We start from the raw sequence: 26,620 nt of genomic DNA on the forward strand, positions 1-26,620 counted from the left end.
TCCGGGAGCTGTGGGGCGGGGTCCTGCGGGGTGGGGTCCTGCTGGGCGGGGTCCTGCGGCATACGGGCCGCGACCTCGCCCGATGCGGTGTCGCCGGCCGGTCGGGGCAGGGAGACCGGGTCCACCCAGACCGCTCGGCGCAGGACGGGCTCGACGCCGGTGCGTACCGCGTCCCAGGTCTGCTGACTGTCTTCCTGTACGTCCTGATCGGACTGCGGGGTCACGTCTCCGATCAGTGCGCCCAGCAGGGCGAGGTGGCGACCTCGCAGACCGGAGGACGCCAGTGAGAGGTCCTCGGGCTCCGCGTTCAGGTCACCGAGGAGGCTGCCGGGGATGTGCGGACGGTGCGGGGAATCGGCATCCCGGTACTCGTCGCGCAACCCGAGCTGATGGGTGAGCTCGTGCACCATCTGCACCGGGCCCGCGTCCGCCCACCAAGCGGTCTGGTCCATGGTCTGATCCCGGCCCACCAGATCCACCGTCAGGTGCGGAGCATCAGCAGGATCGACCAGTTCGACGGTGACGTGCAGCAGGTCGCCGTTGGGCAGGTGGTGTCCGGGGTCGTTGAGGAACTGGTGCACACCCGCGCTGAGCTGGTCGAACACCTGCGGCACCTGGTCATCAGTGCCGCGCAGCGCGATACGGACGGTGAGATCCGTGACCGGATCGCCGTCGTAGGTGAACCGCCGGGCGTCGAACCCGGAACGCACGACGAATCGCGGACGGCTGTCCCGTCCCCCTAGAGGCTTGATCATGTCGGCACTGGAGTCGGAGTGCACGTCCGCCTGCGGGAGCCGCGGGCGCGTCTCCCCGGTGTCGCTGCTGCTCGGCGCAGGCACTGCGGTTTGGATGCTGTCGCCCTGGTTGTTGAACGCCACACTGCTGCCCAAGCCCAGGAAATTGCCGGTGACGTTGTACCAACTCTTGTCCGCCGGCAGCAGAGCCCGCACAGGACTGTCCTGGGCCAACTGCGCCGCGAACTGCTCCTTATAGGCGTTGTAGACCTTCGCCGTGTAGTTGGGCTCCTTCGCCGCATTCGCCCGGTGGTCATTGGTCAACGCAATCGTCGCCAAGTCCATCAGGTAGGTGTCGATCAGGTCCGTGACGTCCTTAGCCTTGGCACCCTCCTCACCCGCCAGCGCATCCTGCGCCAGATCGTTCGCCATGCCAAGGACGATGTCGCGGTAGATACGGTGCCGGGTACTGCTGGGGAACGCGGCCATGATGTGATCCGCCTGACTCGCACCCTCGGTGCTCATCATCCGCGGCTGCGCCAGATGCGTCAGCCCCGGAACCGCCAACGGCATCCCCGCAATCATGCTCTCCTCGTCCGGGATACTCGTATCCCGCGAGGCCAGCGGATGCAGGCCGATCTCATGGGCCAGCATCCCCATGATGTAACCGATGTCGTACTTCTCGAAGTAGTAACTCGCCAGATTGATGTCCACACCCGCGTCACCACGGTCGATCACATCCGCCGGGGTCTCCGTCGTCCGCACATGCAGCGTGATGCGGACCGGGCGGCCGTTCACATAGTCACGAATCGTGTCGTGCCTCTGGAGCAGCTCAATGATCCGGACCGCCTTGTCCCGGTACGCCTCGTTCGAGTGCTTCAGGTTCGTGAACTCGTAGTTCCCCGACTTGAACGAAATGAGCGTCGACTCGGCGGCCGGGGCGGGCACGGTATTCGGGTCTTGCGGCATGCGGGCCGCGACCTCGCTCGACGCGGTGTCGCCGGCCGGTCGGGGCAGGGAGACCGGGTCCACCCACACCGACTTGCGAAGGACCGGTTCAGTGGCTGCGCGAGCATCGTCCCAGGTCTGCTGCGGCTGCGTTTGCGTCTGCGGGGTCACGTCTCCGATCAACGCACCCAGCAGGGCGAGGTGCCGGCCCCGCAGGCCTGCGGCAGCGAGGGAGGCGTCCTCAGGATCTGCGTTCAGGTCACCGAGGAGGCTGCCCAGGATGTGCGGGCGCTGCGGGGAATCAGCATCCCGGTACTCGTCCCGCAGGCCGAGTTGGTGGGTGAGCTCGTGCACCATCTGCACCGGGTCGGCGTCCGCCCACCAGGTGGTCTGATCCATCGCACGGTCCCGGCCCGTCAGGTCCACCGTCAGGTGCGGTGAGTCCGAGGGCTCGACCAACTCGACGGTCACGTGCAGCAGATCGCCGTTGGTCAGACGATAGCCGGGCGTGTTGAGGAACTCACTCACGCCCGCACTGAGCCGGCCGAACGCGCGCGGACTCTGCTCCGCATCACCCCGCATGGCAATGCGCACGGTCAGATCCGTGACCGGTTCGCCGTCGTGAGTGAACCGCCGCGCGTCGAACCCGGAACGCACCACGAACCGCGGACGACTGTCCCGCGGCCCCCTCAACTGCGGCGTGGAAGGCAGTGCTTGCCGACTACCGTCCGCCTCGGTTTCCTGCTCGGTGTCGGTTCCTTGCGGGAGCCTGGGACGGGCCTCGTCCGTCGGAGCGGGCGGCTGGATGCTGTCACCACGGTTGTTGGTCGCCACACTGGCAGCCAATGTCGCGAAGTCCCGCACCACCCCGAACATGCCCTTGTCCGGCGGCAGCAGATTCCGCGCGGGACTGTCCGCTGCCATATGCGCGGCAAACAACGCCTTGTACGCGTTATAAACCTTCGCCGTATTACCCGGCTCCTTCGCCGCATTCACCCGATAATCACTGGTGATCGCGATCGAAGCCAGATCCATCAAATACGTGTCGATCAGATCCGTGACATCCTGCGTCTTCGCCCCCGGCACCTGCGCCTGCGCGAACTCCGCCAGCATCTCCGCCATCTTCAACACGATGTCGCGATAGATCCCATGCCGCGTACTGCTCGGGAACGCGGCCATGATGTGATCCGCCTGGCCCGCACCCTCCGTGTTCATCGTCCGCGGCGTCTTCAGATCCGCCAGCCCCGGCACCGGCAGCGGAATACCCCGGAACATCTCCTCCTCATCAGGGATGTCCCGGTTGCGCGAAGCAAGAGGATGCAGGCCGATCTCATGAGCCAGCATCCCCATGATGTAACCGATGTCGTACTTCTCGAAGTAATAACTCGCCAGATTGATCTGCACACCCTCGGCGCCCAGATCACGTACGTCGGCAGGCGTCTCCGTCGTCCGCACATGCAGCGTGATCCGCACCGGACGGCCGTCGACATACGCCTTGATCATCGGGTGGTCCTGCAACACCTCGACAATCCGGACCGCCTTGGCCCTGTACCGCTCATTCGACTTCTTCAAGTTCGTGAACTCGAAGTTGTCCATCACGAACGGACCCGCATCAGACCCCGTGGCCGAGGAGCCGGCGTTCGCATCCTGCGGCATACGCGCCGCAACCCCGCTCGACGCCGTCTCAACGGAGGGCCGGGGCAGGGAGACCGGGTCCACCCACACCGACTTGCGAAGAACCGGCTCGGCAGCCGCACGGGCCGCATCCCAATCCTGCTGGGGCTGCGACGGGGACTGCGCCTGCGGGGTCACGTCCCCGATCAGTGCGCCCAGCAGGGCAAGGTGGCGACCCCGCAGACCTGCGGCGGCGAGGGAGGCATCCTCGGGGGCTGCGTTCAGGTCACCGAGCAGGCTGCCCGGAATGTGCGGGCGCTGCGGGGAATCGGCATCCCGATACTCGTCCCGCAACCCGAGCTGGTGCGTGAGCTCATGCACCATCTGCACCGGGTCAGCGTCCGCCCACCAGGCAGTCTGGTCCATGGTCTGATCCCGGTCTACCAGGTCCACCGTCAGATGCGGAGCATCAGCAGGGTCGACCAGCTCCACGGTCACGTGCAGCAGGTCCCCGTTGGGCAAGCGGTAGCCGGGCGCGTTCAGGAACTCGCTCACACCAGCGCTGAGCTGGTCGAAGACGTGCGTAGCCTGGGCGTCCGTGCCGCGCAGCGCGATACGGACGGTGAGATCGGTGACCGGATCGCCATCGTAGGTGAACCGCCGCGCGTCGAAGCCCGACCGCACGACGAACCGCGGACGGCTGTCGCGCGCTCCCCGAGACCGAGCCGTACCGGAGCCGGAGCCGAGACCGGAGTCCACGCCGACCTGCGGAAGGCGCGGACGCGTCTCTCCGGTACCGGTACCGCTCGACGCAGGCATGGCGGTCTGGATGCTGTCGCCCTGGTTGTTGAACGCCACGCTGCTGCCCAGACCCAGGAAGTTGCCGGTGACGTTGTACCAGCTCTTGTCCGCCGGCAGCAGAGGACGGACGGGGCTATCCTCGGCCAGCTGCGCCGCGAACTGCTCCTTGTACGCGTTGTAGACCCTCGCCGTGAACCGCGGCTCCCACGCCGCGTCCTTGCGCTTGTCGTTCGTCAGCGCGATCGTCGCCAGATCCATCAAATAGGTGTCGATGAGGTCGGTGACGTCCTTGGGCTTGGCGCCCTCCTCACCCGTTCGCGCGTCCTCCGCCAGTACGTCGGCCATCTCCAGGACGATGCCGCGGTAGATGCCGTGCCGGATCGTCTGCGGGAAGGCCGCCATGACGTGGTCGGCCTGACCGGCAGTCTCCGTGTTCATGGGACGCGGCTTGCTCAGCGTCTCCAACCCCGGCACCGGCAGGTCCGCACCCGCGAACAGGTTCTCCTCCTCGGCGATCTTCGCATTGGCCGAGGCCAGAGGGTGCAGGCCGATCTCATGAGCCAACATCCCCATGATGTAGCCCATGTCGTACTTCTCGAAGTAGTAGCTCGCCAGGTTGATGTCCACGCCAGCGGCACCGCGGTCGATCACATCCGCCGGCGTCTCCGTCGTGCGCACATGCAGCGTGATGCGGACGGGGCGACCGTCGACGTACTTCTTGATCGTGTCGTGCTTCTGGAGCAGCTCAATGATCCGGACCGCCTTGTCGCGGTACGCCTCGTTCGTGTGCTTCAGGTTCGTGAACTCGTAGTTCCCCGACTTGAACGGCGTGAGGACCGGCGCCGGCGCCGCGGGCGCCGTCCCAACGGTGTTGGTGTCGGCATCGGTGTCGCTCTGCGGCAGCCTCGGACGCGCCTCACCCGTGCCGGCGGTGGTGTCACCGGCGGTCTGCCCCGTCGTGCCGGTCGTGCCGGTCGTGCCTGTCGCTGCGACGGATTGCCGGATGCTGTCACCGCGGTTGTTCGTCCCGACGCTGGTGGCAAGCGCGGCGAAATCGCTCAGGACACCGAACCTGCCCTTATCGGGGGGCAACAGCGGGCGGACGGGGCTGTCCTCGGCCAACTGCGCCGCGAACTGCTCCTTGTACGCGTTGTAAACCCGCGCCGTGTAGCTGGGGTCCCTCATCGCCCTGGCGCGATGGTCGTTGGTCACCGCGATCGAGGCGAGGTCCATCAGATAGGTGTCGATCAGATCGGTGACGTCCTTGGCCTTCGCCCCGTTCACACCCACCCTCACGTGCCGCGCGAGCACACCGGCCATCTCCAGGACGATGCCGCGGTAGATCCCATGCCGGATGCTCTGCGGGAACGCCGCCATGACGTGGTCCGCCTGACCCGCGCTCTCCGTGTTCATGAAACGCGGCGTCTTCAGCGTCTCCAGCCCCGGCACCGGCAGATCCGCGCCCTGGAACAGGCCCTCTTCCGCAGCGATCCTCGTATTGCCGGAGGCGAGGGGGTGCAGGCCGATCTCATGGGACAGCATCCCCATGATGTAACCGATGTCGTACTTCTCGAAGTAGTAACTCGCCAGATTGATGTCCACACCGGCGTCGCCACGGTCGATCACGTCGGCCGGTGTCTCCGTCGTCCGCAAGTGCAGGGTGATGCGGACGGGGCGGTCACCGACGTAGCTCTTGATGGTGCTGTGTTCGTCGAGCAGCTCGACGATCCGGACCGCCTTGTCGACGTACCTCTCCGTCTGATTCAAGTTCGTGAACTCGTAGTTCCCCAACTTGAAAGAGGGAGCCGGCCCCGGTGCGGTGGTTGCATCCGGGTCCTGCGGGGCATGGGCCGGCACCTCGGTGACCGCCGTGCTGTCCGCGGTCCAGGGCAGGCTGACCGGGTCCACCCAGATGGCCTCGCGCGGCTGCGCGACAGCGGACTCACGAGCCTCCGCCCAGCTCTGGTCGTCCTGAGCGTCCTGGTCCGCGCTCTGCCGGGGCGCCGGGTCCACGTCGCCGATGAGCGCCCCGAGCAGGGCCATGTGCCGGCCACGCAGACCTGCGGCGGCGAGGGAGGTGTCCTCAGGAGCCGCGCTCAGGTCACCGAGCAGGCTGCCCGGAATGTGCGGGCGCTGCGGCGAATCGGCATCCCGGTACTCGTCCCGCAACCCGAGCTGATGCGTCAGCTCGTGCACCATCTGCACCGGATCGGCATCCGCCCACCAGGTCGTCTGATCCATCGCACGGTCCCGACCGACCAAGTTCACCGTCAGATGCGGCGAGTCCGACGGCTCGACCAACTCGACGGACACGTGCAGCAGATCACCGTTGGGCAAGCGGTAGCCGGGAGCGTTGAGGAACTCGCTCACACCAGCGCTGAGCTGGTCGAACACCCGCGAGGGCTGACCGTCCGTGCCGCGCAGCGCGACGCGCACGGTCAGGTCCGTGACCGGATCGCCGTCGTAGGTGAACCGCCGGGCATCGAAGCCCGACCGCACCACGAAACGAGGACGGCTGTCCCGCACTCCACGAGGCTTGACCGTGTCGGCACCGGAGTCGGAGTGCACGTCCGACTGAGGGAGTCGCGGGCGTGTCTCAGCGGTGTCACTGCTGCTCTGCGTGGGCACTGCGGTCTGGATGCTGTCGCCCTGGTTGTTGAAGGCGACGCTGCTGCCCAAGCCCAGGAAGTTGCCGGTGACGTTGTACCAGCTCTTGTCCGCCGGCAGCAGAGCCCGCACCGGACTGTCATCAGCCAGCTGCGCCGCGAACTGCTCCTTGTACGCGTTGTAGACCCGCGCGGTGAAGCGCGGCTCCCACGCCGCGTCCTTACGCTTGTCGTTCGTCAGCGCGATCGTTGCCAGATCCATCAGGTAGGTGTCGATGAGATCCGTGACGTCCTTGGCCTTGGCACCCTCCTCACCGGATCGTGCGTCCTCCTCCAGTACGCCGGCCATCTCCAGGACGATGTCCCGGTAGATGCCGTGCCGGATGGTGTGCGGGAAGGCCGCCATGATGTGGTCTTCCTGACCGGCGCCCTCGGTGTTCATGAAACGCGGCGTGCTCAGCGTCTCCAACCCCGGCACGAGCAACGGCATGCCCCGGTACAGATCCTCCTCCTCGGCAATCTTGGTATTGCCCGAGGCCAGAGGATGCAGGCCGATCTCATGGGACAGCATCCCCATGATGTAGCCCATGTCGTACTTCTCGAAGTAGTAACTCGCCAGATTGATGTCCACACCGGCGTCGCCGCGGTCGATCACATCCGCCGGCGTCTCCCTCTTCCGCACGTGCAGAGTGATCCGGACGGGACGGTTGTTCACGTACTTCTTGATGGTGTCGTGCTTCTGGAGCAGCTCAATGATCCGGACCGCCTTGTCGCGATACGCCTCGTTCGAGTGCTTCAGGTTCGTGAACTCGTAGTTCCCCGACTTGAAGGGCGTGAGGACCGGTGTCGGCGCCGCGGGAGCCGTGCCGTCGGTGCTCGTTCCGGGGTTCCTGCTGGTGTCCGTATCGCTCTGCGGCAACCTCGGACGCGCCTCGCCGGTGATGGTCCCGGTGTCGCTCGTGCTCTGTCCCAGAGTGACGGATTGCCGGATGCTGTCGCCGCGGTTGTTGGTCCCAATACTGGTGGCGAGCACGGCGAAGTCACTCAGGACACCGAACCTGCCCTTGTCTGCCGGCAGCAGCGGGCGGACAGGACTGTCCTGCGGCAACTGCGCCGCGAACTGCTCCTTGTACGCGTTGTAAACCCGCGCCGTGTAGCTGGGGTCCTTGATCGCCCTGGCACGGTGATCGTTGGTCACCGCAATCGAGGCCAGATCCATCAGGTACGTGTCGATCAGGTCCGTGACGTCCTTGGCCTTCGCCCCGTTCACGCCCACCCGTGCATGCTGCGTCAGCACACCGGCCATCTCCAGGACGATGCCGCGGTAGATCCCGTGCCGGATGCTCTGCGGGAACGCTGCCATGACGTGGTCCGCCTGACCGGCGCCCTCGGTGCTCATGAAACGCGGCGTCTTCAGCGTTTCCAGACCCGGCACCAGCAGATCCGCACCCGCGAACAGCTCCTCTTCCTCGGCGATCTTCGTGTTACCGGAGGCGAGGGGGTGCAGGCCGATCTCATGGGACAGCATCCCCATGATGTAACCGATGTCGTACTTCTCGAAGTAGTAACTCGCCAGGTTGATGTCCACACCCGCGTCGCCACGGTCGATCACATCCGCCGGCGTCTCCGTCGTCCGCACGTGCAGCGTGATCCGGACCGGGCGGCCGTTCACGTAGTTCTTGATCGTGGTGTGTTCGTCGAGCAGCTCGACGATCCGGACCGCCTTGTCGACGTACCTCTCCGTCTGATTCAAGTTCGTGAACTCGTAGTTCCCCAACTTGAAAGAGGGAGCCGGCCCCGGTGCGGCGGGCGCAGTGGTCGCTTCCGGGTCCTGCGGAGCATGGGCCGGCACCTCGGTGACCGCCGTGCCCTCCACCGTCCGGGGCAGGCTGACCGGGTCCACCCAGACGGCCTGACGCGGCTGTACGACGGCGGCGTCACGAGTCGCCATCCAGCTCTGCCCGTCCTCATCGGCCCGGTCGGCGTTCTGCTGCGGCGCCGGGTCCACGTCGCCGATGAGCGCCCCGAGCAGCGCCAGGTGCCGGTCGCGCAGGCCGGCGGCGACCAGAGAGGAGTCCTCGGGGGTCGCATTCAGGTCGCCCAGCAGGCTGCCGAGGATGTGCGGGCGATGCGGGGAGTCGGCGTCCCGGTACTCGTCGCGGAGGCCGAGCTGATGCGTCAGCTCGTGCACCAGCTGCACCGGGTCGGCGTCCGCCCACCACGTGGTCTGGTCCATCGCACGGTCCCGGCCCGCCAGGTCCACTGTCAGATGCGGGGAGTCCGAGGGATCGACCAGTTCGACGGTGACATGCAGCAGGTCGCCGTTGGGCAGCCGATAGCCGGGGTCGTTCAGGAACTGATGCACACCCGTATTGAGCTGGTCGAACACCTGCGGGGGTCGGCCGTCCCCGCCACGTATCGCGACGCGCACGGTCAGCTCGGTGACCGGATCGCCGTCGTAGGTGAACCGCCGCGCGTCGAAGCCCGACCGGACCACGAAACGAGGACGGCTGTCCCGTACCCCAAGAGGCTTGACCGTGTCGGCACCGGAGTCAGTGTGCACGTCCGTCTGCGGGAGCCGCGGGCGTGCCTCGCCGGTGTCGCTTCCGCTCTGCGTCTGCGTGAGCACGGCGGTCTGGATGCTGTCGCCCTGGTTGTTGAAGGCGACGCTGCTGCCCAGGCCCAGGAAATTGCCGGTCACGTTGTACCAGCTCTTGTCCGCCGGCAGCAGAGACCGCACCGGACTGTCCTCGGCCAACTGCGCCGCGAACTGCTCCTTGTACGCGTTGTAGACCCGCGCCGTGAACCGCGGCTCCTTCGCCGCGTTCGCCCGGTGGTCATTGGTCAGCGCGATCGTCGCCAAGTCCATCAGGTAGGTGTCGATCAGGTCCGTGACGTCCTTGGCCTTCGCACCCTCCTCGCCCGCCAGCGCGTCCTGTGCCAAGACGTCGGCCATCTCCAGAACGATGCCGCGGTAGATGCCGTGCCGGATCGTCTGCGGGAACGCCGCCATGACGTGGTCCGCCTGACCGGCACCCTCGGTGCTCATGAAACGCGGCGTCTTCAACGTCTCCAGACCCGGCACCAACAGATCCGCACCCGCAAACAGCTCCTCCTCCTCGGCGATCTTCGCATTACCGGAAGCGAGAGGGTGCAGGCCGATCTCATGGGACAACATCCCCATGATGTAGCCCATGTCGTACTTCTCGAAGTAATAGCTCGCCAGGTTGATGTCCACACCCGCGTCACCACGGTCGATCACATCCGCCGGCGTCTCCGTCGTCCGCACATGCAGCGTGATCCGGACCGGGCGGCCGTTCACGTACTTCTTGATCGTGTCGTGCTTCTGGAGCAGCTCGATGATCCGGACCGCCTTGTCGCGGTACACCTCGTTCGTGTGCTTCAGGTTCGTGAACTCGTAGTTCCCCGACTTGAACGGCGTGAGCGTCGACTCGGCAGGTGCGGCGTTCGGGTCCTGCGGCATACGAGCCGGTACTTCGGTGGACACGACGTCGACGGTGCCGTCGGTGCCGCCGGTCTCTCCGGTCGGCCGGGGCAGCGAGACCGGGTCCACCCAGACGGACTCGCGCAGGACCGGCTCAGCTCCGGCACGCACCGCGTCCCAGGTCTGCTCGCCACCCTCCCGCACGCTCGGTCCGGACAGCGGAGCCACGTCCCCGATCAATGCGCTCAACAGGGCGAGGTGCCGCCCCCGCAGGCCTGCGGGGGCCAGCGAGAGGTCCTCAGGATCAGCGTTCAGGTCACCGAGGAGACTGCCCGGAATGTGCGGGCGGTGCGGGGAGTCGGCGTCCCGGTACTCGTCCCGTAGTCCGAGCTGGTGGGTGAGCTCGTGCACCATCTGCACGGGGTCGGCGTCGGCCCACCAGGTGGTCTGGTCCATCGCGCGGTCCCGGCCCGCCAGGTCCACGGTCAGGTGCGGGGCGTCGGCGGGGTCGACCAGCTCGACGGTGACGTGCAGCAGGTCCCCGTTGGGCAGGCGGTGTCCGGGCGCATTCAGGAACTCCTGCACCCCTGCGTCGAGTTGCTCGAAAGTCCGCGCGGCCTCCCCGTCCGTGCCGCGCAGCGCGATGCGTACGGTCAGGTCCGTGACCGGTTCGCCGTCGTAGGTGAACCGCCGCGCGTCGAAGCCCGACCGCACCACGAACCGGGGACGGCTGTCCCGCGGTCCCCGAGGCCGGACCGTATCGGAGGGCCTGGACTCGTTCTCCGGCGCGGGGTCGGTGTCCCCCTGCGGGAGCCGGGGGCGGGCCTCGCCCGTCGGCATGGGCCGCTGGATGCTGTCGCCGCGGTTGTTGGTGGCGAGGCTGGTGGCCAGCGTGGTGAAGTCCCGCACGACGCCGAACATGCCCTTGTCGGGGGGAAGCAGGGCACGGGCCGGACTGTCGTCGGCCATGCGTGCGGCGAACAGCGCCTTGTAGGCGTTGTAGACCTTGGCGGTGTTGCCCGGTTCCTTCGCCGCGTTCATCCGGTAGTCGCTGGTGATCGCTATGGAGGCGAGGTCCATCAGGTAGGTGTCGATCAGGTCCGTGACGTCCTTGGCCTTGGCTCCCTCCACACCGGCCTGCGCGGCCTCGGCCAGCATGTCGGCCATCTTCAGGACGATGTCGCGGTAGATCCCGTGCCGGGTGCTGCTGGGGAAGGCAGCCATGATGTGGTCGGCCTGACCCGCGCTGTCGGTGTTCATCGTGCGCGGGGTCTTCAGGTCGCCGAGGCCGGGAACCGGCAACGGGATGCCCCGGAACATCTCCTCCTCGTCGGGGATGTCCCGGTTGCGGGAAGCAAGAGGGTGCAGGCCGATCTCATGGGCCAGCATTCCCATGATGTAACCGATGTCGTACTTCTCGAAGTAGTAGCTCGCGAGGTTGATGTCGACACCGGCGTCACCGCGGTCCCGTACGTCCGCCGGGGTCTCCGTCGTCCGCACGTGCAGGGTGATCCGGACCGGGCGGCCACCGACGTAGTCACGGATCGTCGGGTGGTCCTGCAGCAGTTCGATGATGCGGACCGCCTTGTCGCGGTACCTCTCGTTCGTGTGGTTCAGGTTGGTGAACTCGAAGTTCCCCGACTTGAAGGGGATGAGCGTCGGCTCGGCGGCCGGGGCGGGTGCGGCGTTCGGGTCCTGCGGCATACGGGCCGGCACCCCGGTGGACGCGACGTCGACGGTGCTGTCGGTGCTGTCGGTGCTGTCGGTGCCGACGTTGTCGCCGGTCGATCGGGGCAGCGAGACCGGGTCCACCCAGACGGCTCGGCGCAGGACCGGCTCAGCACCGGTGCGTGTCGCGTCCCAGGTCTGGTCGCTGTCTTCCTGCACGCTCTGGTCGGACTGCGGGGTCACGTCTCCGATCAGTGCGCCCAGCAGGGCGAGGTGGCGACCCCGGAGACCGGAGGACGCCAGCGAGAGGTCCTCGGGCTCCGCGTTCAGATCACCGAGCAGGCTGCCCGGAATGTGCGGGCGCTGCGGGGAATCAGCATCCCGGTACTCATCGCGCAGGCCGAGCTGGTGCGTCAGCTCGTGCACCATCTGCACCGGATCGGCATCCGCCCACCAGGTGCTCTGGTCCATGACCCGGTCCCGACCCGCCAGGTCCACCGTCAAGTGCGGCGAGCCTGAGGGCTCGACCAACTCTACGGTCACGTGCAGCAGGTCCCCGTTGGGCAGGCGGTAGCCGGGCGCGTTCAGGAACTCGCTCACACCCGCACTGAGCTGGTCGAACACCCGCGAGGGCTGGCCGTCCGTGCCGCGCAGCGCGATACGGACAGTCAGGTCGGTGACCGGATCGCCGTCGTAGGTGAAACGCCGGGCATCGAAGCCCGACCGCACTACGAACCGGGGGCGCGTGTCCCGCGGTCCCCTCGGCCGCACGATGTCGGACGAATCGTTCGGGAACCGGGTATCGGCACGGTCCTGCGGCAGCCGCGGACGTGCCTCGCCGGTGTCGCTTCCGCTCTGCGTCTGCGTCTGCGTGGGCACGGCGGTCTGGATGCTGTCACCCTGGTTGTTGAACGCCACGCTGCTGCCCAGACCCAGGAAGTTACCGGTGACGTTGTACCAGCTCTTGTCCGCCGGCAGCAGAGCCCGCACCGGACTGTCATCAGCCAACTGCGCCGCGAACTGCTCCTTGTACGCGTTGTAGACCCGCGCCGTGAACCGCGGCTCCCACGCCGCGTCCTTACGCTTGTCGTTCGTCAGCGCGATCGTCGCCAGATCCATCAGATACGTGTCGATCAGATCGGTGACGTCCTTGGCCTTCGCACCCTCCTCGCCGGATCGTGCGTCCTCCGCCAGTACGCCGGCCATCTCCAGGACGATGTCCCGGTAGATGCCGTGCCGGATGGTGTGCGGGAACGCCGCCATGATGTGGTCTTCCTGACCGGCGCCCTCGGTGTTCATGAAACGCGGCGTGCTCAGCGTCTCCAACCCCGGCACGAGCAACGGCATACCCCGATACAGATCCTCCTCCTCGGCAATCTTGGTATTGCCCGAGGCCAGAGGATGCAGGCCGATCTCATGAGCCAGCATCCCCATGATGTAGCCCATGTCGTACTTCTCGAAGTAGTAACTCGCCAGATTGATCTGGACACCCTCGGCGCCCAGGTCGATCACATCGGCCGGAGTCTCCCTCTTCCGCACGTGCAGAGTGATCCGGACGGGACGATTGTTCACGTACTTCTTGATGGTGTCGTGCTTCTGGAGCAACTCGATGATCCGGACCGCCTTGTCCCGGTACACCTCGTTCGAGTGCTTCAGGTTCGTGAACTCGTAGTTCCCCGACTTGAACGGGATGAGCGTCGACTCGGCGGCCGGGGCGGGCACGGTATTCGGGTCCTGCTGCATACGCGCCGCGACCTCGCTCGACGCGGTGTCGGCAGACGGTCGCGGCAGGGAGACCGGGTCCACCCACACCGACTTGCGAAGGACCGGCTCGGCAGCCGCACGGGCCGCATCCCAATCCTGCTGAGGCTGCGACGGGTACTGCACCTGCGGGGCCACGTCCCCGATCAACGCACCCAGCAGGGCAAGGTGGCGACCCCGCAGGCCGGAGGATGCCAGTGAAAGATCCTTGGGCTCCGCGTTCAGGTCACCGAGCAGGCTGCCCGGAATGTGTGGACGGTGCGGGGAATCAGCATCCCGGTACTCGTCCCGCAGACCCAGCTGATGGGTGAGCTCGTGCACCATCTGCACCGGGTCCGCGTCCGCCCACCAGGTGGTCTGATCCATCGCACGGTCCCGGCCCGTCAGGTCCACCGTCAGGTGCGGTGAGTCCGAGGGCTCGACCAACTCGACGGTCACGTGCAGCAGATCGCCGTTGGTCAGACGATAGCCGGGCGTGTTGAGGAACTCACTCACGCCCGCACTGAGCCGACCGAACGCGCGCGGACTCTGCTCCGCATCACCCCGCATGGCGATACGCACGGTCAGATCCGTAACCGGTTCGCCATCGTGAGTGAACCGCCGCGCATCAAAGCCCGACCGCACCACGAACCGCGGACGACTGTCCCACGGACCCCTCAACTGCGGCGCGGAAGGCAATGCTTGCCGACTACCGTCCACCTCGGTTTCCTGCTCGGTGTCGGTTCCTTGCGGGAGCCTGGGGCGTGCCTCGTCCGTCGGAGCGGGCGGCTGGATGCTGTCACCACGGTTGTTGGTCGCCACACTGGCAGCCAGCGTCGCGAAGTCCCGCACCACCCCGAACATACCCTTGTCCGGCGGCAGCAGATTCCGCGCGGGACTGTCCGCAGCCATATGCGCCGCAAACAACGCCTTGTACGCGTTGTAGACCTTCGCCGTATTACCCGGCTCCTTCGCCGCATTCACCCGATAATCACTGGTGATCGCAATCGAAGCCAGATCCATCAAATACGTGTCGATCAGATCCGTGACATCCTGCGGCTTCGCCCCCGGCACCTGAGCCTGCGCGAACTCCGCCAGCATCTCCGCCATCTTCAACACGATGTCGCGGTAGATCCCATGCCGCGTACTGCTCGGGAACGCGGCCATGATGTGATCCGCCTGACCCGCACCCTCCGTGTTCATCGTCCGCGGCGTCTTCAGATCCGCCAACCCCGGCACCGGCAGCGGAATACCCCGGAACATCTCCTCCTCATCAGGGATGTCCCGATTCCGCGAAGCAAGAGGATGCAGGCCGATCTCATGAGCCAGCATCCCCATGATGTAACCGATGTCGTACTTCTCGAAGTAATAACTCGCCAAATTGATCTGCACACCCTCGGCGCCCAGATCACGTACGTCGGCAGGCGTCTCCGTCGTCCGCACATGCAGCGTGATCCGCACCGGACGGCCATCGACATACGCCTTGATCATCGGGTGGTCCTGCAACACCTCGACGATCCGGACCGCCTTGGCCCTGTACCGCTCATTCGACTTCTTCAAGTTCGTGAACTCGAAGTTGTCCATCACGAACGGACCCGCATCAGACCCCGTGGCCGAGGAGCCGGCGTTCGCATCCTGCGGCATACGCGCCGCAACCTCGCTCGACGCCGTCTCAGCGGAGGGCCGGGGCAGCGAGACCGGGTCCACCCAGACGGCTCGGCGCAGGACGGGCTCGACGCCGGTGCGTACCGCGTCCCAGGTCTGCTCACCGTCCGGCGCACTGGACATAGACCGCGGGGTCACGTCCCCGATCAGCGCGCCCAGCAGGGCAAGGTGGCGCCCCCGCAGACCTGCGGCGGCGAGCGAGGCATCCTCGGGAGCCGCGTTCAGGTCACCGAGCAGGCTGCCCGGAATGTGCGGGCGCTGCGGAGAATCAGCGTCCCGGTACTCGTCCCGCAGGCCGAGCTGGTGCGTCAGCTCGTGCACCATCTGCACAGGATCGGCGTCCGCCCACCAGGTGTCCTGGTCCATCGCACGGTCCCTGCCGACCAAGTTCACCGTCAGGTGCGGAGCGTCGGCGGGGTCGACCAGTTCGACGGTCACGTGCAGCAGATCGCCGTTGGGCAGGCGGTGTCCGGGCGCGTTCAGGAACTCCTGTACGCCTGCTCCAAGTTGCTCGAAAGTCCGCGCGGCCTCTCCGTCCGCGCCACGCATCGCGATACGGACGGTGAGATCCGTGACCGGATCGCCGTCGTAGGTGAACCGCCGCGCGTCGAAGCCCGACCGCACGACGAACCGCGGACGGCTGTCCCGTACTCCCCGAGGCCGAGCCGTACCGGAGGCGGAGCCGAGGCCCGAGTCCACGTCGGCCTGCGGAAGGCGTGGACGCGTCTCCCCGGTGCTGGTGCCACCCTGTACCGGCACCGCCGTCTGGATGCTGTCGCCCTGGTTGTTGAATGCCACGCTGCTGCCCAGCCCCAGGAAGTTGCCGGTGACGTTGTACCAGCTCTTGTCCGCCGGCAGCAGAGCCCGCACAGGACTGTCCTGGGCCAACTGCGCCGCGAACTGCTCCTTGTACGCGTTGTAGACCTTCGCCGTGTAGTTGGGCTCCTTCGCCGCATTCGCCCGGTGGTCATTGGTCAACGCAATCGTCGCCAAGTCCATCAGGTAGGTGTCGATCAGGTCCGTGACGTCCTTGGCCTTGGCACCCTCCTCACCCGCCAGAGCGTCCTGCGCCAGATCGTTCGCCATGCCGAGCACGATGTCGCGGTAGATGCGGTGCCGGGTGCTGCTCGGGAACGCGGCCATGATGTGATCCGCCTGACCCGCGCCCTCGGTGCTCATCATCCGCGGCTGCGCCAGATGCGTCAGCCCCGGAACCGCCAACGGCATCCCCGCGATCATGCTCTCCTCGTCCGGGATGCCCGTGTCCTGCGAGGCGAGAGGGTGCAGGCCGATCTCGTGGGCCAGCATCCCCATGATGTAGCCCATGTCGTACTTCTCGAAGTAATAACTCGCCAAATTGATGTCCACGCCCGCGTCACCGCGGTCGATCACATCCGCCGGCGTCTCCGTCGTCCGCACATGCAACGTGATCCGCACCGGGCGGCCGTTCACATAGTCACGGATCGTGTCGTGCCTCTGGAGCAGCTCAATGATCCGGACTGCCTTGTCGCGGTACGCCTCGTTCGTGTGCTTCAGGTTCGTGAACTCGTAGTTCCCCGACTTGAACGGGGTGAGAACCGGCGCCGGAGCCGCAGGCACCGCACTGCCCATGGTGGTGTCGGCATCGGTGTTGCTCTGCGGCAGCCTCGGACGCGCCTCACCCGTGCCGGCGGTGGTGTCACCGGCGGTCTGTCCCGTGGTGACGGGCTGCCGGATGCTGTCGCCGCGGTTGTTGGTCCCGATGCTGGTGGCGAGTGCGGCGAAGTCGCTCAGGACACCGAACCTGCCCTTGTCGGGGGGCAATAGCGGGCGGACAGGACTGTCCTCGGCCAACTGCGCCGCGAACTGCTCCTTGTAGGCGTTGTAGATCTTCGCCGTGTCATTGGGGTCCCTCATCGCCCTGGCGCGGTGGTCGTTGGTGACCGCGATCGAGGCCAGATCCATCAGGTAGGTGTCGATCAGGTCCGTGACGTCCTTGGACTTGGCTCCTTCCACTCCGACCCGTGCGTGCTGCGCCAGCACACCGGCCATCTCCAGGACGATGCCGCGGTAGATGCCGTGGCGGATGCTCTGCGGGAACGCCGCCATGGCGTGGTCGGCCTGACCGGCGCTCTCCGTGTTCAGGAAACGCGGCTTGCTCAGTGTCTCCAGGCCCGGCACCGGCAGATCCGCACCCCGGTACAGGTCCTCCTCCTCGGCAATCTTCGTGTTGCCCGAGGCCAGAGGGTGCAGGCCGATCTCATGGGCCAGCATCCCCATGATGTAACCGATGTCGTACTTCTCGAAGTAGTAGCTCGCGAGGTTGATGTCGACACCGGCGTCGCCGCGGTCGATCACATCGGCCGGGGTCTCCGTCGTCCGCACGTGCAGCGTGATCCGGACCGGGCGGCCGTTCACGTAGTTCTTGATCGTGGTGTGTTCGTCGAGCACCTCGACGATCCGGACCGCCTTGCCGACGTACCTCTCCGTCTGGTTCAGGTTGGTGAACTCGTAGTTCCCCAGCTTGAAGGAGGGAGCCGGCCCCGGTGCGGTGGTCGCATCCGGGTCCTGCGGGGCATGGGCCGGCACCTCAGCGGGTGTCGTGCCGTCCGCGGTCCAGGGCAGACTGACCGGGTCCACCCAGATGGCCTCGCGCGGCTGCGCGACGGCGGACTCACGAGCCTCCGCCCAGCTCCGATCGGTCTCATCGGTCCGGTCGACGTCCTGCCGGGGCGCCGGGTCCACGTCACCGATGAGCGCCCCGAGCAGGGCCATGTGCCGGTCGCGGAGACCGGCAAGGATGAGCGAGGAGTCCTCGGGAGCCGCGTTCAGGTCACCGAGCAAGCTGCCCAGGATATGCGGGCGGTGGGGCGCGTCGGCGTCCCGGTACTCGTCCCGCAGACCCAGCTGATGCGTCAGCTCGTGCACCATCTGCACCGGATCGGCATCCGCCCACCAGGTCGTCTGGTCCATCGCACGGTCCCGGCCGACCAAGTTCACCGTCAGATGCGGCGAGTCCGACGGCTCGACCAACTCGACGGACACGTGCAGCAGATCGCCGTTGGGCAAACGGTAGCCGGGCGCGTTCAGGAACTCACTCACACCCGCACTGAGCTGGTCGAACACCCGCGAGGGCTGACCGTCCGTGCCGCGCAGCGCGACGCGCACGGTCAGGTCCGTGACCGGATCGCCGTCGTAGGTGAACCGCCGCGCATCGAAGCCCGACCGCACCACGAAACGAGGACGGCTGTCCCGCACTCCACGAGGCTTGACCGTGTCGGCACCGGAGTCGGAGCCCACGTCCGCCTGCGGGAGCCGCGGACGCGTCTCTCCGGTACCGGTACTGCTCGGCGCAGGCACGGCGGTCTGGATGCTGTCGCCCTGGTTGTTGAACGCGACGCTGCTGCCCAGGCCCAGGAAGTTGCCGGTGACGTTGTACCAGCTCTTGTCCTTCGGCAGCAGAGCTCGCACAGGACTGTCCTGGGCCAACTGCGCCGCGAACTGCTCCTTATAGGCGTTGTAGACCTTCGCCGTGTAGTTGGGCTCCTTCGCCGCGTTCGCCCGGTGGTCGTTGGTCAGCGCGATCGTCGCCAGGTCCATCAGGTAGGTGTCGATGAGGTCGGTGACGTCCTTGGGCTTGGCGCCCTCCTCGCCCGTTCGCGCGTCCTCCGCCAGTACGTCGGCCATCTCCAGGACGATGCCGCGGTAGATCCCATGCCGGATCGTCTGCGGGAAGGCCGCCATGATGTGGTCCGCCTGACCGGCACCCTCGGTGCTCATGAAACGCGGCGTCTTCAGCGTCTCCAGACCCGGCACCAGCAGATCCGCACCCGCGAACAACTCCTCTTCCTCGGCGATCTTTGCATTGCCGGAGGCCAGAGGGTGCAGGCCGATCTCATGGGACAGCATCCCCATGATGTAGCCCATGTCGTACTTCTCGAAGTAATAGCTCGCCAGGTTGATGTCCACACCCGCGTCACCGCGGTCGATCACATCCGCCGGGGTCTCCGTCGTCCGCACGTGCAAAGTGATCCGCACCGGGCGGCCGTTCACGTACTTCTTGATCGTGTCGTGCTTCTGAAGCAGTTCGATGATCCGCACCGCCTTGTCGCGGTACGCCTCGTTCGTGTGCTTCAGGTTCGTGAACTCGAAGTTCCCCGACTTGAACGGGGTGAGAACCGGCGCCGGAGCCGCAGGCACCGCACTGCCCATGGTGGTGCCGGCATCGGTGTCGCTCTGCGGCAGCCTCGGACGCGCCTCACCGCTACCGGCGGTGGTGTCACCGGCGGTCGTACCGGCCGTGCCCGTCGTCGCGACCGGCTGCCGGATGCTGTCGCCGCGGTTATTCGTCCCGACGCTGGTGGCGAGCACGGCGAAGTCGCTCAGGACACCGAACCTGCCCTTGTCGGCGGGCAGCAGCGGACGGACAGGACTGTCCTGGGCGAGGTGTTCCGCCAGTTGGGCCTTGTAGGCGTTGTAGACCCGCGCCGTGTAGTTGGGGTCCCTGATCGCCCTGGCGCGGTGGTCGTTGGTGACCGCGATCGAGGCGAGGTCCATCAGGTAGGTGTCGATCAGGTCCGTGACGTCCTTGGCCTTCGCCCCGTTCACACCCACCCGTGCGTGCTGCGCCAGCACACCGGCCATCTCCAGGACGATGTCCCGGTAGATGCCGTGCCGGATGGTGTGCGGGAAGGCCGCCATGATGTGGTTTTCCTGACCGGCGCCCTCGGTGTTCATGAAACGCGGCGTCTTCAGCGTCTCCAACCCCGGCACGAGCAACGGCATGCCCCGGTAGAGCTCCTCCTCCTCGGCGATCCTCGCATTGCCCGAGGCCAGGGGGTGCAGACCGATCTCATGGGACAGCATCCCCATGATGTAACCGATGTCGTACTTCTCGAAGTAGTAGCTCGCGAGGTTGATGTCCACGCCCGCGTCGCCACGGTCGATCACGTCGGCCGGGGTCTCCGTCGTCCGCACGTGCAGCGTGATCCGCACCGGACGGCCACCGACGAAGTTCTTGATGGTGCTGTGCTCGTCGAGCAGCTCGACGATCCGGACCGCCTTGTCGACGTACCTCTCCGTCTGATTCAGGTTCGTGAACTCGTAGTTCCCCAGCTTGAAGGCGCTGAAGGCCGGTTCCGGTGCGGTGGGCGCAGTGTTCACGTCCGGGTCCTGCGGAGCGTGCGCCGGCACCTCGGTGACCGCCGTGCCCTCCCCCGTCCGGGGCAGGCTGACCGGGTCCACCCAGACGGCCTCGCGCGGCTGCACGACGGCGGACCCACGAGCCTGCTCCCAGCTCTGATCGGCCTCATCGGTCTGATCGGCGTTCGGCTGCGGCGCCAGCGGAACGTCGCCGATGAGCGCCCCGAGCAGGGCCATGTGCCGGTCGCGGAGGCCGGCGGGGGCGAGGGAGGAGTCCTCGGGGGCCTCGTCGAGGCTGCCCAGCAGGCTGCCGAGGATGTGCGGGCGGTGCGGGGAGTCGGCGTCCCGGTACTCGTCCCGCAACCCGAGCTGGTGGGTGAGCTCGTGCACCATCTGCACCGGGGCGGCGTCCGCCCACCACGTGGTCTGGTCCATCGCACGGTCCCGGCCCGCCAGGTCCACGGTCAGGTGCGGTGAGTCCGAGGGCTCGACCAACTCGACGGTCACGTGCAGCCGGTCACCGTTGAACAGGCGGTGGGCCGGAGCGTTCAGGAACTCCTCCACGCCCGCGCTGAGCTGGTCGAAGACGTGCGTGGCCTGGGCGTCCGTACCGCGCAGGGCGACGCGGACGGTGAGCTCGGTGACCGGTTCGCCGCGGTACGGGAACCGGCGGACGTCGAAGCCGGAGCGCACCACGAACCGGGGCCGGCTGTCGCGCGGGCCGCGGGGACCGTGCGTCCGCGAGGTGGTCGACGGCCCGGTCCGCGGCTCGGCAGCGGTGTCGGAGCCGGTTCCGGTGCCGGGATCGGTGCCCGTTCGGGTGTCGGAGCCGGTGCCGGTGCCGGGCTCGGGAAGTCTCGGACGCGCCTCCCCCGTGCCGTCTCCGGTCCGGTCCGGTGCGACGGGCCGCTGGATGCTGTCGCCGCGGTTGTTGGTTGCGATGCTGGTGGCGAGCTGGGTGAAGGAGCGTGCGACGCCGAAGAAGCCCTTGTTCGACGGCAGGAGCGCCTGGAGAGCGGGGTTGTCCGCCAGCTTCTCGCGGAGCATCTCCTTGTAGGCGTTGTAGACCTTCGCCGTGTAGTTGGGCTCCTTGACCGCGTTCACTCGGTAGTCGTTGGTGACCGCGATGGAGGCGAGGTCCATCAGGTACGTGTCGAAGAGGTCGGTGACGTCCTGGGACCTGGCTCCCGCCACCTTCACCTGCACGTGCTGTGCCATCACCTTGGCCAGGTCGATGACGATGTCGCGGTAGATGCCGTGCCGGATGGTGCGGGAATGGGCGGCCATGATGTGGTCCGCCTGGCCCGCACCGTCGGTGTTCATGGTGCGCGGCTCCGGCAGGTCGGTCAGCCCCGGCACCACCAGGGGCCTCCCGCTGTACGCCTCTTCCTGTTCGGGGATGTCCGCGTTGCGGGAGGCGAGGGGGTGCAGGCCGATCTCGTGGGCCAGCATCCCCATGATGTAGCCGATGTCGTACTTCTCGAAGTAGTAGCTCGCGAGGTTAATGTCCACGCCTGCGTCGCCACGGTCGATCACATCGGCCGGGGTCTCCGTCGTCCGCACGTGCAGCGTGATCCGCACCGGACGGCCGCCGACGTAGTTCTTGATGGTGCTGTGCTCGTCCAGCACCTGGACGATCCGGACCGCCTTGTCGAGGTACCTGTCCGTCTGGTTCAGGTTGGTGAACTCGTAGCTCCCCAGCTTGAAGGGACGCAGAGCAGGTACCGGAGCGGCGGGCGCCGGGTCCGAGGTCGCAGGAACGTCGTCCGAGGCCGTAGGGGCGTCGTCCGAGGTCGTGGGAGCGTCCGTGCCGGTCTCGGCGCCGGACATCGTGCTCAGTTCGTACGCCTCCTCCTCCAGGACGTCCGGCGGATCGGTGCTCTCCGGCGCGGAGGCCGGGGTGCGCAGGGTCACCGGCACGAAGTCCCCGCCGCGGCGGCGCAGCCGGATGTGCGGGCCGGTGTCGCCGGCCGGGCCGGCGTAGGTGTGGGCGGTGCCGTTCTCCTCGATCAGGGTGACCGTGGCGCCGGTCGCGGCGGCGGCCCACTCGGCCACCGCGCGGTCGGCACCGGGGCCCCACGGGGCCTCGGAGAGGTGGCGGCGCAGACGGCCGTCGAGGATCTCCTGGCTCGGCGCGGGCCGGCCGGGACCGGCCTGCGGCGGGGGCGGGGGTGAGAACAGCGTGTCGTGCTGCGCGCGGTCGCCGGGCAGGCCGTTCAGGCGCAGCAGCTGGAGCGGCGTCGCCCCGGCGCGTACGCGCAGCCGTGCCGCCTCCCGGCTGCTGATTCCGGGTTGCTCCGCGGCCTGGCGCAGCGCCGTGGAGAGGGCGCCGAAGAAACCGTTGCCGCGGCCGGTGGGCGTGCCCTGGGTGTACGTGGCACCGTCGGGCGCCGTGAGGACGCCGTCGCGGCCCAGGCGGTAGCGCGGGCCGGTGCTGTCGGCGGGCGGCAGCCAGGGCGCCGTGTCGTGGCTGCGGTGCGCGGGCGGCTGCTCGGTGGCGGGGCGTGTGCCGTCGGTGTCCGTGGTGCCGGTCGTCGTGCTCCCGGTCTCCGGGGCCGGCAGCGCGGTGGCGGCCGGGGCCGGGGTGCCGGMGGGCAGGGCCGCGTGGAAGAAGCCCTCGTGGGCGAAGAGGACCGGGTCGGCGGCCGGGTCGACGGAGGCCGCGTCGACGCCGTGCGGGAGGAACAGCTGGTCGCGGCCCTCGCCGGTGACCACCGTGAGCGGGGTGCCCAGGGCCCGGGCGGCCAGTGCGGGCAGCAGGTCGGCGCCGCCGTGGTCGCCGGCCCGCCGGTCGGGCTGCGCGCCGTACGCGGTCTCCGTGCCGTCCGGTCGCGGTTCGCTCGCGAACGGCCGGGACAGGGCCGCGGTGGCGAGTGCCACGCGCTGCGCGGGGGTCGGCCAGTAGGTCTGCGGAAGCCGGCCGAGGGCGTCGAACTCGGCCTGCTGCGCGGGGGTGAGCACCACGCCCGCCGCGTCGAGTTCGGCCTGGGTGAAGGTGTCGGCCGCGTCCAGGGCGAGGGCGTCGAGCAGGTCCTCGTTGCCGTCCTTGCCCAGCTCCCAGGCCAGCCGGTCGCGGGCGGCGCCGACGGCCTCGGCGGTGACCGCCGGGTCGCCGGGCTGCCGGGTGAACCGGTCGGCGAGGTCGGTGCCGAGGAGGTACGGCAGACGGCCCCGGGCCTGGGCCGCGGCGAGCAGCGAGTGGAAGAACGAGGCTCCGTCGTGCGGTACGTCGTGCAGTTCGCGCACGGTGGCGCCGTCCGGCGAGGTGAGGGTGCGCGGCGCGGAGTCGGTGGCGTCGGTGACGGTGTACGGCTCGGGCGCCTCGGAGCGCCAGTCCGGCTCGGTGTACTCCTGCGGCGCGTCCGGCGTCGCGCCCGGGGCCGGACGCTGGTGGTGGGCGGTCAGGCGGGAGGCGGCGAGCTGCAGCCTGTGGTGGTCGCGGGCGGCGGCGTCGGTGCGCTGCTCCCAGCGGTCGACCTCCTCGCGGGCGGCCTGCCAGGCGACGACGGCCGGGGACCAGAGCACGTCCGGCGGCAGGTCGGTGACCGGGCCGGAGTTGTCGTCGCCGAGCGCGGCGCGGTCCGCGTCGCTCAGGTCGAGCCACGCCTCCCGGGACCGCGCGCGGGCGTCGTAGTAGTTCTTCTCGGCCGTGGCGAGGTCGGCGGCGGCCTTGGCCTGGTTGTCCCAGGCCGTGAGGACCTCCTCGGGGAAGGTGGTGTCGTCCAGCAGTCCGTAGTCGCGGGCGATGTCCTCGCGCAGCCAGATCAGGGCGGTCGTGCCGGCCTCGGCGGCGCGCGGTCCGCGCTTGGCCTTGCCGAGCGCGTGCAGCGGGCGGCTGTCGGTGTACCGGTGGTCCACCTCGGCCACCGAGAGCCAGCTCACCGGCACCGCGAAGAGCATGCTGCGGTCGGTGACGACCTTGTTGTGGGTGCCGCGGGTGGTGTCCACGGTGCCCTTGAGCCCGGTGCTGTCGTTCGTGCCGGCGATCGGGACGGTGGCGCCGGGGTTGGTGACACCGGCGTTGCTGTTGCCCGCCAGGGGCGCGGTGCCCACCGCGCCCTCGACGTTGTCGGTGATGCCGGCCTCCAGCGCGTCGGAGGTCTTCGCCCGCTGCATGGCCTCCATGCGCGGCTTGTTCTCCACGGCGAGCAGCCGGGCGCCGCTGCGGTGCATCCTCGCGTAGAGGCGGGAGTCGGCGGTGTGCGACTGGCCGAAGAGGTGGGCGGACGACTGGGTGGGCAGCGCGCTGCCGTTCGCGCCGAGCGCCTCGCGGAAGCCGGAGGTGAGGCCGACCTGGCTGGTGGCCTCCTGCTGGGCGTGGCCGGGCGCCGTACCGACCCCCGTGAGGGTGGTGAGGTGGGCCATGCGTACGCGGCTGGCGAGGCCGTTGCCGGTGTGCCGGCGGCCGAGGTCGCTGTCGCCGAAGCCGTCGGCGCGGGCGGTGGCAAGGGTCAGGGCGTCGTGCACGTTGGCGGCGCCGCGGATGTCCACGGCGAGGATGCCGGAGCCGATCTCGTCGTCGAAGGGCAGGACGTCCGGGTCCGCGCTGCCGTCGGGGCTCCCGGCCGCGCCGGTGCGCCAGGCGGCGATGCCGTCCGGGAGGGCCTGGGCGGCCGTCAGCATGCGTACCGCGCGCTCGGGGTCCGGCACGTCCTGCTCGGTGAGCGCGCCGTCGGCGCTGTCGCCGTCGCCGACGGGGGTGAGCAGGCTGGCCGGGAGGACCTCGTGGAGGCTGCCGACGGGGGTCGCGGAGACACCGGGGCTCAGCGCGTCCCCCATCACGTCCGTCATGGTGACGGTCAGGGTGTAGTGGGTGACGACCTCGGCGTGGGCCTGGGTGGTGGCGATGTTCGGCATCGCGGTGGTGCCGGCGGTCTGGGTCCGCACGCTCGACCGCTGTTTGGCGGCTGTGCCCTGGAGCGAGGGGTTGGCGATGAGGACGCCGTCCTCCGCCGCGCGCTGGCCGCCGCTGAGCGTCACGTCGGCGCCGCGGTCCTGCGAGGTGCCGCCGGCGTCGTCGCGGGCGGTGGTGCGGTAGTCCTCCAGCTCGTAGCCGGTGCGCAGCCGGTCCACGGTGGTGGTGACCGGTGTGAGGGTGAACTTCAGCTGCCCGGGGCTGCCGCCGACCGGCAGGTGGAAGGGGCTGGACCAGGTGCGGTAGCGGACCGGCAGGGTCATCCCGTCGGTGGTCAGCTCGTGCAGGTGGGCGGCGAGGAAGTCCGGGGAGAGCCTTTGGAGGACCTGCTCCCGGTCGTGCGAGGGCACCCCGATCCGCTCCAGCTGCGCCAGCAGCTGCTGCGCCGCGGGGCTGGCGTCGAGCTGGCCGCTGGGGCGGCAGCCGGTAGCCGCCGCCGAGGTTGCGCGGGGTGGTGGTGCCCAGGCCGTCGGGGGCGAGTCCGGCCTCGATGACGTCCTGCATGGGCAGGTGGAACATGACCGCTTCGCGGAGGCGGTGGAGCGCGGCGGCGGCCCGGCGCGGGGCGAGGCTGTTGCCGAGCCGGTCGGAGATGCGTCCGGCCGCGGAGCTGATACCGGCCCCGGCACGGGTGCCGATCGCGCCCATCGCGGCCGTCCACCGGTCCCGTACCGCGATGGTCTCGGCGGCGTCGGCGACCACCAGGTACATCCGCCCGGCGTAGGCGAAGGTGGTGTTGCGTCCCCGGGTGACGGTCTGCGAGGCGCTGCGGCCCTTGCCCCAGGCGTACTGCAGGGCGGCCGAGTAGGAGCCGACCACCGCGGGCTGCCCCGGAGCCTGCTGCAGCGGCATGTCAGCGCCCTGGAGGCCCAGGGTGGTGCGCGTGACGGTGCTCGCGGTGCCGTTGATGCGGTGCTCGTTGCCGACGGTCGTCTCGGAGCTGGCCGGCTTGGGGTCGCTCTTGACCTGGAAGTTGCTCAGCTCACCGCGGACGGCTCCCTTGAGGTAGTGCGTACGGAACGGTCCGGCGCCGTTGAGTCCGGCGATGCGGGAGCCGAACGGGCCCAGGTACTGGCCGAGTTGTCCGGCCACGCTGAGGTTGGCCATCGCGCGGCGCAGTGCGGTGCGCACCGGGGCGCCGGGCGCGCTGACGTGCCAGGAGGTGCCCGAGGCGCGGTCGGCGGTGTCCTGCATGAGCTGCTGGCGCTGCGGGCCGCCCTCGGCGCTGAGCACCACGTGCGGGGCGCTCAGCAGCTTCTTGGTGAGCTGCCGGTCGGGCGAGTCCGTGCGCGGCAGCGGGCGGGTGCCGTCGAGGAGCTGGTCGGCCTCGGTGGCGGAGAGCTGCTGCGGGGCGGGCGCGGGC

At 68.4% G+C, this 26,620-nt stretch carries 1 protein-coding gene and 1 pseudogene; one reads left to right on the plus strand and one right to left on the minus strand.

Annotation, left to right across the window (positions count from 1 at the left end; all coding sequences use genetic code 11):
- Positions 1-25,886 (minus strand): annotated as a pseudogene (locus tag FGF04_RS39885) (hypothetical protein); the annotation flags it as partial.
- Positions 25,887-26,409: 523 nt separating this feature from the next.
- On the opposite strand from FGF04_RS39885, the gene FGF04_RS40600 reads away from it, so the two are divergent.
- On the plus strand, positions 26,410-26,620 hold a 211-nt coding region (locus FGF04_RS40600), incomplete at its 3' end, for a hypothetical protein (RefSeq protein ID WP_223146339.1).

This window comes from Streptomyces apricus (assembly GCF_008369065.1).
Lineage (GTDB): Bacteria > Actinomycetota > Actinomycetes > Streptomycetales > Streptomycetaceae > Streptomyces > Streptomyces apricus.